This window comes from uncultured Anaerovibrio sp., from assembly GCA_902786545.1.
Lineage (GTDB): Bacteria > Bacillota > Negativicutes > Selenomonadales > Selenomonadaceae > Anaerovibrio.
Genome location: CADACU010000050.1, coordinates 1 through 11,437, shown reverse-complemented (window position 1 = coordinate 11,437; position 11,437 = coordinate 1). Strand labels below are relative to the sequence as shown.

Genomic DNA, 11,437 nt, shown 5'->3' with positions numbered 1-11,437 from the left:
CGAATAAAGGAATAAATAAATGGCTGCTTTCAATAACAGTCTTTGTTCTTGTGACAGTGGTTTGTTGGGCTGGTATTACGGTTATTGGCCAGTATACTTCTCAGGAAAGTATGGAGAAGGCCCAGGATGCTGCCACTAAATACAGTCTACGGCTGGAAGTGGTGGCCCGGGATATGGTGACGGATACTTCCCGGATGGCCGATGTAGCCCGGCAGCAACGGACTAATGATGGCTGGTTTATGTCAGCCGCTCAGTCTGTTGTCAAACAGAATGGGAAGATTATCGGCATTCAGTATTCGCCGGCAGGACGGGCTCCGATTGCCTATCCAAACGGATTCAGCTTTGGGGCTGACAGTGGACTGGCCCCAGCCTTTGCCAAGCTACAGGATACAGCTATATCCGGTGATGGCACACCTTTGGTGATGTCGCCTGTGAAACTGCAGTCCGGCACAGAGGGCGTTCTGGCTATGTCACCGGTATTTGCTTATAACAACCGGACCCAGCATTTTGATTATCTGGGCAATGTGGCGCTGGTAATGAAGCTGCCGGAGGCCATCGAGGATGATGCCTTGAAGGAAATTCAAGCTGCTGGCTACTTATATAGTGTTTATGGTAATAATTCCTCCTTGGAAAAGGATGGTGTGATTATTCATTCCGAGGGTGAAGTGCCGGATAATGCAGCTGCTGCTTCGGCCCGGGTTCCGGGGGGACACTGGATGGTGAAGCTGGCACCGACGGATAGTTGGAGCCAGACCGGACAGAGTATGGGGTTGATTGCCAGTTTGATTGCAGGGGCTGTTTTAGGCGGTCTCACCTTGTGGGGGTTAACCATACGGCAGCAGCGGGCGGAAAACCGGCGGCTGCTTATGACAGATCAGCTGACCCAGTCCGGCAACAAGCGGGCCTTGAAGGAAGCTCTGGCTGGGATGTGCCATCAGTTAAAGGCCCATTTTGTGGTGGCCTGCATGGATATTCAAAATCTAAAGCGGGTCAACAAGGCCTATGGTATGGATACTGGGGATAGAATATTGAAGGAAGTGGCCAATCGGATTCAGGATTGCCTGAAGGAGGATGACAAGCTGTTCCGGCTGGGGGAGGACTCCTTTGTGGCGATTATTGATAATGAGTCCCTGGAAGGGGTTTCCCGCCGTCTCAATGAGATAAAGGAAAAAGTGGCCAGAGTTATCAATGTGGATGGTATTCCGATAAATGTTGCCCTTGATGTGGGGTGTTCGGCTTTTCCGATGGATTCCCGGCGGCCAAATGAGTTGGTGAAGATTGCTGACCAGCGGATGAATGTGAAGAAGGGGATTGTGGTGCCGGAAGGGACTGACTGGCTGGCTGATGGACCGGAGTCGGCGAATGAGCCTGAGACAAATCGAACTGTAGAGAATAGCGGTGAAGAATAATATGAAGAAAATCATTACTATGTTGCTGGTAGGGGCATTGACTTTGTGTCTGATGGGAACTGCCCTGGCGGCTAAGCGGGTGGACCGGCGGTTTGTGGACAGCAGTGACCACACCGGTTATTATGTGGATGTTAATTCCATTAAGTATGAGGGGTTGGATGAACTGACGGTGGATGTGTACATTGTCAAGGCCCTGTTCAATACGATGTATATGTATACTACCCATTTTGATATGAAGGAAAAGTCATATCAGTATGAATATACCAAGATTTATCAGTATGATACCAAGAAAGTGGCTGCCCAAAGTGATGTCCCGTCGATGAAGCTGGGATATTCCAACGGGGTGGCCGGAAATAATCGGGTTATGGAACAGGTGCTGAATTTTGCGCTGCAGTGGCACCGCTCTCATTTGTATAAGACAAATTTAGGTGAATTATTGGATTGAGTTATAAGAGAGGCTGAAAAGCCTCTCTTTAAATTTTCAAGATAAATACAAAAATAACAAGGAAATTTTAGATTTTTCACGAAATATACAAAGAAGATGAAAAATGAGGGGGATTTTCTATGGAACTTAGATTAAAATCAGGTTTTTCATTTGATTACAGTAATCTGGTAGGGGACGGCAAGGTTACTGAACAGGATGTTAAGGATTTGGCGGGAAAGATTGCTGAAGCCAACAAGGCTATTAAGGTAATGCGTCAGGACGGGGTGATCAGGGGACACCTGTCCAAGGACGGTACGCCGGAAAAGGTGTATTTCTCCCAGCTGCCATATGTGGAGAAGGGGCATCTTAATTCGCCGGAGTCGCTGGCACATTTGAAGGAACTGACCGATTCGGTGAAAAACCGGGTGGATGCAGTGGTTTCTTTGGGAATTGGTGGTTCTTATCTGGGCAATAAGGTGATTTTCGATGTACAGTGCGGTGAGTTTTGGAACTCCATGACCACAGAGGAACGGGGCGGTATGCCGAAGATTTATTTCAGTGGCAATAACATTGACCCACGACGCACCGGGGATTTGATAAAGGAGCTGGAACGGTCAGCCCGTATCATCAAGTCTCATTTAAAGCGGAAAATGGTTGTGGATTTGATGGTTATTTCCAAATCCGGTAGTACTTTGGATACCATGTCCAATTTTATGGTTATTTATGATGCCATAAAGAAAAATCCGGATATTGATGTGGAAATTATTGCTGTTACCGACCCGAATGAGGAAAAGCCTACCCTGCTGAAAAAACTGGCCATGGACAATAACTGGCCACAGTACAGCGTACCGGATGGGGTTGGCGGTCGGTTCTCCATCTTCTGTGATGTGGGCTTGGTACTGGCGGCCGTTTCCGGTTTTGATATTGAAGCTTTTCTCAATGGAGCAAAGGATATGGATATGGCCTGCCAGAACGAAGATGTATGGCAAAATCCGGCGCTTTTGAATGCGGTGCTGAAATACATTGCAGCGGAAAAGTATGGTCGGGATATGGAAGTAATGATGCCGTATGGCGATTATCTGAAATCCGTGTCGGAATGGTACATTCAGTTATTGGCTGAGTCATTGGGCAAGCAGGTGGACCGTAGTGGTAAGGAAGTGCTGTATGGGCGGACGCCGATTGTGGCTGTCGGTACTACAGATATGCATGCACAAACCCAGCAGCACCAAGAGGGCAAGCTGAACAAGGTGGTGCAGTTTATCCGCATTGAGGAGTGGGATACGGATTTTGTAATTCCGAATTCCTTCCCGGAGGCTCAGAAGTTGGCGGATATTTCCGGAGTCAAGATGAGTCAGGCTCTGGAAGTGGCCCGGGAGTCCAATGCGTCGGCCCTGGCTTCCAATAACCGGTTCAATGCTTTGTTCTCGTTGCCAAAGCTGGATGCTTATCATCTGGGTGAGTTGCTCTATATGCTGGCTTTGTCCATTGCTTATGAAGGAGAACTGGCCGATGTGGACGCCTTTAATCAGCCAGGCGTTGAGGCCTATAAACGGATTATGGGACCGAGCCTGCAGGCTTTAAAAAAATGATGAATTAAATATGGATATTATATGACGGGATTTCGCAAGCGTGTTGTCCTTTAGCATGGTTATCCGGTCAGCATAATATGTCGAAAAGGAGTGGCAGACTTGCAGGGAGAAATATTTGACCTTGCTGGAAAAGCTGGCCGGCATTTTTTGCGATTAGTGAAGGATTATTTTTGGGTACGCATAAGTTTGTTTATAGTGCTGTGCCTAGGGATAATCTTCGTAGGCAATAATGGTCTGGGGCAGCCGCCTCAGGCCATTACTGTTTTTTCGGAGGGAAAACCAGCGCATAATGCCAAGAACGGTTTTCAGGCAATAAAGGGGATGAATCAGGCTGTGAAAGAAGGAACACTGACGGATCCCTTTGCTGAGGTGCCAAGGGAACCATCAATCCGAGCATCGGGAAACCAGGAGCGTCCGGATGTGAAAGTTGCTTCCAAGGCAAATGAGAAGGGGAAGAAGTCAATGGCGAAACCCACCTTGCCGGTGTTGCAGGGAATTATGACCGGAGGTACCAGGCAAGCCGTACTGGTGGAGTATCAGGGAAAACAATATATATTGTATGTCGGGGACAGTCTGGGGCATATCCGTCTGGAGAGCATAGGTGAGGATAAGGCGGTATGGCAGACCCCGACGGGGGAACAGGTGATGCATATGCATCAAATAGGAAAGTAGAAGGAATGGATACGGTGAAATTTAAAATATTGATAATATTGGGGTGTTGCCTTTGGCTAGGGACACTGTGTGAGGCGGTCAGCCTGAATGTATCGGAGGGGAGTGCCAGCCAGCTTATTCGGTTTGCGGCCCAAACAGAAAATATCAATGTGGTGATGGACAGCAGTATAGATACCAAAGTCAGTGTCAATATACAAAATATGCCAGCCCGGGATGCTATACACCAGATTGTACTGGCCAGTGGCCTGACTATGATGGAACGGGAAGGTACTTTGTTTATTGGTCGGGGGCAAGGCCTAATGGACAAACTGGGAAAGGTGCATGTTATTCCGGTTCAATATGCGGACTTGGGTGAGCTGAAAGGTGAAGTGGAGCTGTATGTACCCAAGGTGGCAGTAGATGTAAATTCCCGCTCTCTATTGATATATGGGACCAGAGAAGAAGCCACCAAGGTACAGGAGCTGGTGCGGAAACTGGATGTGCCGGCCCGGCAAGTAGCCCTGGAAGCCCGGGTGGTAGCTGTGAAGCAGGATGCTGCGGACAAAATGGGCGTGAGTTGGGAATGGAGCAAAATTCCCCATGATTTTACCTATAATGCCCAGCTGGATTTACTGCTGGCCCAGGGGAAAGCCAAGGTGTTATCCAAGCCGAATATTGTTACTATGCAGGGAAGGGAAGCTGTAATAAATATTGGTGGCGAGGTGCCTGTGCCGGCGGTATCAGTTACCAACAGTACTACGACTACATCCATTGAGTATCGCCCGGCGGGGATTATCCTGAAATGTCGGCCTTTTGTCAACGCAGATGGATACATTGATTCGGTGCTGCATATCGAAGTGAGTGCCCCTACTTTTGTGAAGGAAATGAAGGCGTATAGCTTTCAAAAACGGTCTGTGGATACTCAGGTGCGGCTTCAGGATGGGGAGACACTGGTCATCGGGGGACTTATCAGCAAGGAGGAAGAAAAGCAATTTGCCAAGATACCCTTTTTAGGGGACATTCCCATATTGGGGCAGCTGTTTCAAAATCGCAGCAGCAGGACCTCCAATGAAGAAATAATGATTTTTATTAAAGCCCAGATACTTCAATAATCCTATATAGTATGGTATAATACAATCGTATGAGTGGCATTTTGCAGTATAAAGTGAGGGACGGTACATGGCAATAAGGGTACTGATAGCGGATGATCACGCGCTTTTACGACAGGGGATAAAACGGGTATTAAACTTTGAAGATGATATTGATGTAGTGGGCGAAACTGGGGAAGGTCAGGAAACCTTGGCCAGAACCTTGATGTTACAGCCAGATATTCTTTTATTGGATCTTAATATGCCGGGTTTAAACGGCCTGGATGTGGCGGGACAGCTTCAATCGGCCAAGTGTAAGACTAAGATTATAGCACTGACCATTCATGATAATGACAATTATGTTATTGAGATGTTAAAGAATGGTGCATCCGGCTATCTGTTAAAAGATGTGGAACCGGAGGTGCTGATTAAGGCCATACATATTGTAAATGATGGCGGAGCCTATATTTATCCGGAGTTGGAGGAAAGAATTTTCGGTAAGCTGCGGGCTGATGAAAATGTTACGGAAAAAGCCAAGGAAATGTGGCGGACTGGTCGGGGGGAACGGCTTACCAACCGGGAGATGGATGTGCTGGCTTGCATTGCCAAGGGCTTTAATAATCAGGATATTGCCAAGACATTGTTTGTCAGTGAGAAAACGGTTAAGAATCATCTCACCAATATTTTCCGCAAGCTAAATGTTAATGACCGAACCCAGGCTTTGATATATGTGCTGAAGCATAATATTATGAATCTTGATTGAAATTTTTGACCGAGCCATTGTAATTTTACGGTGGCTCGGTTTTTGTTCATTATGGCAATCAGCCTCCACGATTAGCTGCTCCTCCACAGGTCAGCTTGCCTTCCCCTATGGGGAAGGGGGACCGTCGAAGACGGTGGATGAGGTACTCCCCAACGGGAATAATAGGAGTATTTTTCCATATTAAATGGAAAAATTTGAACAACTGCGTTATACTATAAAGGTGAATTGGATTCATTTATTTGTGTGTTTATTTATGGTGAGGAGAGTATGTATCCAATCAATTTGAATATGACAGGCCGAGCCTGTGCGGTAGTAGGCGGGGGGCGAGTGGCTCAGCGGAAGATTGAGCGCCTCTTGGACTATGGCGCTAAGGTTACGGTTATTTCGCCGGAGCTAGGACCGGAATTACAGTCGTTGGCTGAAAATGGACAAATTATTTGGAAAAGAACGGCTTACAGCAAGGCTAGAGACCTGCTGGAAGGTTTTTTTTGTGTCTTTTGTGCTACGGATGATGGTGAGATAAACCGGCAGGCTGCCCTGGAGGCCAAAGCCAAAGGGGCTTTGGTAAATGTGGCTACAGCCCCGGAGCTGGGTGATTTTACATTGCCGGGAGTTGTTAAAAGGGGGCCGGTGCAATTCACTGTGGACACCGACGGGACCAGCCCGGGCTTTTCCCGGCTGTTGCGGGAGGATGTAGCTCAGCGGTACCACGATGGGTTTGGTGAATTTGCCGTATTTTTGCAGGAAATCCGTCAGGAGCTGATGGCAAAATATGGAGATAGTCAACAACGGGGCAAGTTATGGCGCCGGCTGTTAACGGCAGATATTATTGAATTGATTTTGGATAATGATTTGGATGGAGCAAAAAATGAAATCAGGCGTGGAATTAGTAGCTTTGGGACTGAACCATCGGACAGCCCCCGTTGAGATAAGAGAAAAATTCTGCTTGGCCCCGGAGGTTATCAAAAAGGGACTGGAAAAGCTGGAAATATATGAGCATTTGCATGAGGCAGTGGTATTGTCTACCTGCAATCGCAGTGAAATATATGCAGTGGTCAGCCGTGGCTGTGGCAACACCGTGGCCAGCTTTTGGGCGGAGTTAAATAACACGGAATGTGATGAGGATTTTTTTCGGCAATACACTTATCGCTATGAGGAAGAGGAATGTGTGGAACATTTGCTACGAGTTACCGCCAGTCTGGATTCTTTGGTGATTGGTGAGGGGCAGATACTCAGCCAGGTAAAGCATGCTTATGCCATTGCCCAATCCGCCAATGCAACGGGTACGCTGCTGAATTTGTTGTTTAACCGGGCTATTGCCACGGGAAAACGCGTGCGGACAGAAACCAGGATAGCCTTTAATGCCGTATCAGTTAGCTATGCAGCAGTGGAATTGGCCCGAGCCAAGCTGGGCGATTTTGCCAACTGTCGGGTGCTGTTGTTTGGGGCCGGGAAAATGGCGGAGCTTACGGCAACTCATTTGGCATCCCAGGGATTAAAATCTCTGTATGTAGCCAATCGTCATTTGGATCGGGCGGTGGAATTGGCTAATCAATATGGCGGGCAGGCGGTAGAATGGCCTGAGGTATATGGTTTGCTGGGTAGCGTGGATATTGTTATAACTTCAACGGGCGCGCCCCACTATGTTATTCATAAGCGGGAGATTGTCCATGCGCTGGACAGCCGGAATGGAAAGCCTCTGGTACTGATTGATATTGCCGTTCCCCGAGATGTGGAGCCGGCCGTTGGTGAACTGTCAGGGGTATGTTTGTACAATATCGACGACCTCAAGGCGGTGGTAGATGATAATCTTCAGGAGCGGCAGAAGGAAGCTCTGGTGGCAGAGGGCATCATTCAGGAAGAGGTGGAAGGCCTGATGGACCGGTTTGCCTATCTGTCCATGCAGCCAATAATGGCTCAATTGTCCGATAAGGCCGAGTTCATTCGTTGCCGGGAAATGAAGCGGGCCATGCGGAAGCTGCCGGATTTGAGTGAGGAAGAATACCGGGTTATTGAAAAAATGACTCATATGATAGTACGGAAAATGCTACGGGATCCGATGCGTATGGTGAATAAAACGGCCGGAACTTCTCGGGAACGGATATTGAAATTCGCCATTCGAAAATTGTTTAAATTGCAGGAGGAGTCGATTGATGAGTAATAAGCGGCTGGTCATCGGCACCAGAAGCAGTCAGCTGGCTTTATGGCAGGCCGATTACATCGCTGAGCGGCTACAGAAGACATATCCAGATTTAATAGTGGAAAAGCAGTTGATGACCACCAAGGGCGATAAAATATTGGATGCCCCTCTGGCCAAAATCGGTGGCAAGGGGCTGTTTACCAAGGAACTGGAAACAGCTATGCTGGCCGGTGAGATAGATATTGCAGTACATAGCTTGAAGGATATGCCGGTGGAAGTGCCGGAAGGGTTGATTATTGGCGCTGTAACGCAACGGGAAGACCCGGGGGATGTTCTTGTAAGCCCTAAATATAAGCTGTTTGACAAGCTGCCTGTGGGGGCCAAAGTAGGGACCTCCAGTCTGCGGCGCAAGGCTCAGCTTCTAAGCGTACGGCCAGATTTGAATATTTGTGATCTGCGGGGGAATGTAAACACCCGTTTAAAAAAGCTGGTAGATGAGCACTTTGATGGTATTGTGCTGGCAGCTGCCGGATTGAAACGACTGGGCTTTTCCCATATGATAACTGATGTGATTGACCCAGCCATCTGTTTGCCGGCGGTGGGGCAGGGTGCCCTGGCCGTAGAATGTCGGTGCAATGATACGGAAGTAACTGATTTGATTGCGTTTTTGAATGATGATGATACATTGGCTTGCACTAAAGCGGAGCGAGCCTTTCTCCGGCGGGTACAGGGCGGCTGTCAGGTGCCGGTGGGAGTGTATGGAACAATGGAACAAGGCCGATTGCAGGTGGAAGGTATCATTGCCTCTCTGGATGGGCGACGGATTTTCCGGGATTGCACTGTCGGTGAACCAGCACAGGCGGAAACTTTGGGCCAGTCTCTGGCGGATAAGCTGCTTGCTGCAGGCGGCCGGGAAGTGTTGATGGAATTGGGTATCGATGTTTGACGAGGAGATTTTTGATAAATGGCAGGAAAGGTATTTTTGGTAGGGGCCGGACCGGGTGATTATCGGTTATTGACTTTAAAGGCGTGTGATTGCCTGAAGCGGGCCGATACAGTGGTATATGACCGGTTGGCGGACAAACGTATATTGCAGTATGCGCCGCAAAATGCGGAATTTATTTATGTGGGCAAGGCCTCCAGTCAGCATACCATGACGCAGGATAAGATTTGTCAGTTGTTGGTGGATTTGGGCAAAGCCGGCAAAACCGTGGTGCGCCTCAAAGGCGGTGATCCATTTGTGTTCGGCCGGGGCGGGGAGGAAGCTCTGCTACTGCAGAAAAATAACATCCCCTTTGAGATTGTGCCGGGAGTAACTTCGGCTATTTCGGTACCGGCCTATGCCGGTATTCCGGTTACCCATCGGGGCGTGGCGGCATCATTTTCCGTGATTACCGGGCATGAGGATCCTACCAAGGATAGTTCCGATATAAATTGGGAAAAACTGGCTACTGCTACGGATACTTTGGTATTCCTAATGGGAGTAGCTAATCTGCCGAAGATAACCGCAAAACTTATTGAAAATGGCCGACCGGCAACCACTCCAGTGGCCATTATTCGTTGGGGAACCAAGCTACAGCAGCAGGTTTGGACCAGTACCTTGGTCGAGGCAGCGGCTATGGCCCAGCGAGAAGGCATCAAGCCACCATGTATTTTTTTGGTGGGGGATGTGGTGAATTTGCGGGCTGATTTGGCCTGGTTTGACAATATTGCCATGAAGCCGTTGTTTGGGAAAAAGGTTTTGGTAACCAGGTCCCGCAGTCAGGCATCAAAGCTGACTACTGCGTTGGAGGAGCTGGGAGCAGAGTGTATCGAGGCTCCAGCCATAAAAATTGTTCCTCCGGTGGATAATTATGAGGCGTTGGACAAGGCAATTGGACAGCTTGATAAATATAATTGGCTGATTTTTACTAGCACCAATGGAGTTGAGCATTTCTGGCATCGGCTGGTGGCTGGAGGTAAGGATGCCCGAGTCCTGTACAAGGCCAGGATTTGTGCTATTGGAGCGGCTACGGCCCAGGCACTGGCCAGTCATGGCATAACGGCTGATGTGGTGCCGGAACGATATCAGGCGGAAGGAATAATAGAGGCTCTTGATAATGAATTGATAGCTGGTACTAAAATTTTAATACCGAGGGCAGCGGAAGCCAGAGCCCTTTTGCCGGAGGCCCTAACCAAGGCCGGGGCTCAGGTGGATGTGGTTGTGGCCTATGAAACGGTTATGGGGGATGCGGAAGCAGTTGAAATAAGGAATTCATTGGCCAAGGGTGAAATAGATGTGGTGACCTTTACCAGCTCATCCACTGTGGAAAATTTGCTAAAGATATTAAAGGAGCCGGAATTGCTTAAAGAAGCCCAACTGGCCGCCATTGGCCCTATAACGGCGGAAACTATGCAAAAAAACGGCTTGACGGCGGATATTGTCGCTGCCGAATATACCATAGAGGGACTTGTACAGTCTATTAAGGAGGCATTTTAATGTTGGAACAGAAGCTGCGGCCACGCCGTATGCGCCTAAATGAACACATTCGGTCCATGGTACGGGAAACCAGCGTGTCAGTGAAGGATTTTGTCTATCCTATATTTGTGGTGCCAGGGGTAAATGTCAAAGAAGAAATTGCCAGTATGCCGGGGTGTTATCATTTGTCCGTGGATAAAGCGGTGGAACAAGCCAAGGAAATTTTTGAACTGGGCATTCCTTCGGTGGAGGTATTTGGTCTGCCGGAATACAAGGATGAGATTGGTTCCAGTGCTTGGGATATGAAATCACCGGTACAGCAGGCCATTATGGCTATAAAAAAGGCGGTGCCGGAGCTGGTGGTTGTAGGCGATGTGTGCCTGTGCCAATACACTACCCATGGCCATTGTGGCCAACTGTGTGATCACTATGTGGATAATGATGCTACCTTGAAGCTGCTGCAGAAAGTGGCAGTGAGTCAGGCTCAGGCCGGGGCGGATATTATCGCTCCGTCGGATATGATGGATGGCCGGGTAGCAGCTATTCGACAGGCGTTGGATGACAATGCTTTTATCAATGTGTCAATTATGTCTTACGCGGTTAAATACGCCTCTGGGTATTACGGTCCATTCAGGGACGCCGCTGATTCGGCACCACAGTTTGGTGATCGGCGGGCCTATCAGATGGATCCGGCCAATAGCCGGGAAGCTATGAAGGAAGTGGAGCTGGATTTGGCAGAAGGGGCCGACATTATCATGGTAAAGCCGGCATTGGCTTATCTGGATATAGTGCGGCAGGTCCGGGACCGTATAAATCATCCAGTGGCCGTATATAATGTCAGTGGTGAATACGCTATGGTGAAAGCGGCAGCCGCTAACGGCTGGATTGATGAACAGCGGATTGTGTTGGAGACCC

Annotated in this window: 11 protein-coding genes; all 11 read left to right on the top strand. The window is 48.6% G+C overall.

Features of this window, described 5'->3' with window-relative positions; translation table 11 throughout:
• A partial coding sequence (locus QZV24_RS09015) for a GGDEF domain-containing protein (protein ID WP_294523092.1) occupies positions 1-1,409 on the top strand: 1,409 nt, incomplete at its 5' end.
• A gap of 1 nt (position 1,410) precedes the next feature.
• Positions 1,411-1,854, top strand: a complete 444-nt coding sequence (locus QZV24_RS09010; RefSeq protein ID WP_294523091.1) for a hypothetical protein — start codon at positions 1,411-1,413, stop codon at positions 1,852-1,854.
• Between the two features lie 119 nt (positions 1,855-1,973).
• The gene (locus QZV24_RS09005; protein WP_294523090.1) at positions 1,974-3,422 is read left to right on the top strand and encodes a glucose-6-phosphate isomerase; all 1,449 of its coding nucleotides are present in this window, start codon (positions 1,974-1,976) and stop codon (positions 3,420-3,422) included.
• 99 nt (positions 3,423-3,521) lie between these two features.
• Complete coding sequence (locus tag QZV24_RS09000) at positions 3,522-4,094, top strand: hypothetical protein (protein WP_294523089.1); 573 nt, start codon at positions 3,522-3,524, stop codon at positions 4,092-4,094.
• A 14-nt stretch (positions 4,095-4,108) separates the two neighbouring features.
• Positions 4,109-5,185 (top strand): type II secretion system protein GspD, encoded by a 1,077-nt coding sequence (locus QZV24_RS08995; RefSeq protein WP_294523086.1) that lies wholly within the window; start codon positions 4,109-4,111, stop codon positions 5,183-5,185.
• 67 nt (positions 5,186-5,252) lie between these two features.
• Positions 5,253-5,924, top strand: a complete 672-nt coding sequence (locus QZV24_RS08990; protein WP_290656367.1) for a response regulator transcription factor — start codon at positions 5,253-5,255, stop codon at positions 5,922-5,924.
• Positions 5,925-6,191: 267 nt separating this feature from the next.
• Positions 6,192-6,851: a bifunctional precorrin-2 dehydrogenase/sirohydrochlorin ferrochelatase gene (locus QZV24_RS08985; protein WP_363138152.1), complete on the top strand. Its 660-nt coding sequence runs from the start codon at positions 6,192-6,194 to the stop codon at positions 6,849-6,851.
• On the top strand, positions 6,793-8,085 hold the full coding sequence (hemA, locus tag QZV24_RS08980) for a glutamyl-tRNA reductase (protein ID WP_294523084.1): 1,293 nt from the start codon (positions 6,793-6,795) through the stop codon (positions 8,083-8,085). Before QZV24_RS08985 ends, hemA begins: the two co-directional genes overlap by 59 nt.
• Entirely contained in the window at positions 8,078-9,010 is a 933-nt protein-coding gene (gene hemC / locus QZV24_RS08975) for a hydroxymethylbilane synthase (RefSeq protein ID WP_294523082.1), read from the top strand. The genes hemA and hemC overlap by 8 nt, the downstream gene beginning before the upstream one ends.
• An 18-nt stretch (positions 9,011-9,028) precedes the next feature.
• Complete coding sequence (cobA, locus tag QZV24_RS08970; RefSeq protein ID WP_294523080.1) at positions 9,029-10,543, top strand: uroporphyrinogen-III C-methyltransferase; 1,515 nt, start codon at positions 9,029-9,031, stop codon at positions 10,541-10,543.
• Positions 10,543-11,437 (top strand): porphobilinogen synthase (gene hemB, locus QZV24_RS08965; protein ID WP_294523078.1); only part of this gene is annotated, 895 nt, incomplete at its 3' end. The genes cobA and hemB, both read left to right, overlap by 1 nt.

Bases quoted from the DNA above. Each gene is read 5' to 3' on its own strand.
- QZV24_RS09010 (WP_294523091.1), top strand. From the start codon at position 1,411: ATGAAGAAAATCATTACTATGTTGCTGGTAGGGGCATTGACTTTGTGT.
- QZV24_RS09005 (WP_294523090.1), top strand. From the start codon at position 1,974: ATGGAACTTAGATTAAAATCAGGTTTTTCATTTGATTACAGTAATCTG.
- QZV24_RS08990 (WP_290656367.1), top strand. From the start codon at position 5,253: ATGGCAATAAGGGTACTGATAGCGGATGATCACGCGCTTTTACGACAG.
- QZV24_RS08985 (WP_363138152.1), top strand. From the start codon at position 6,192: ATGTATCCAATCAATTTGAATATGACAGGCCGAGCCTGTGCGGTAGTA.
- hemA (WP_294523084.1), top strand. From the start codon at position 6,793: ATGAAATCAGGCGTGGAATTAGTAGCTTTGGGACTGAACCATCGGACA.
- hemC (WP_294523082.1), top strand. From the start codon at position 8,078: ATGAGTAATAAGCGGCTGGTCATCGGCACCAGAAGCAGTCAGCTGGCT.
- cobA (WP_294523080.1), top strand. From the start codon at position 9,029: ATGGCAGGAAAGGTATTTTTGGTAGGGGCCGGACCGGGTGATTATCGG.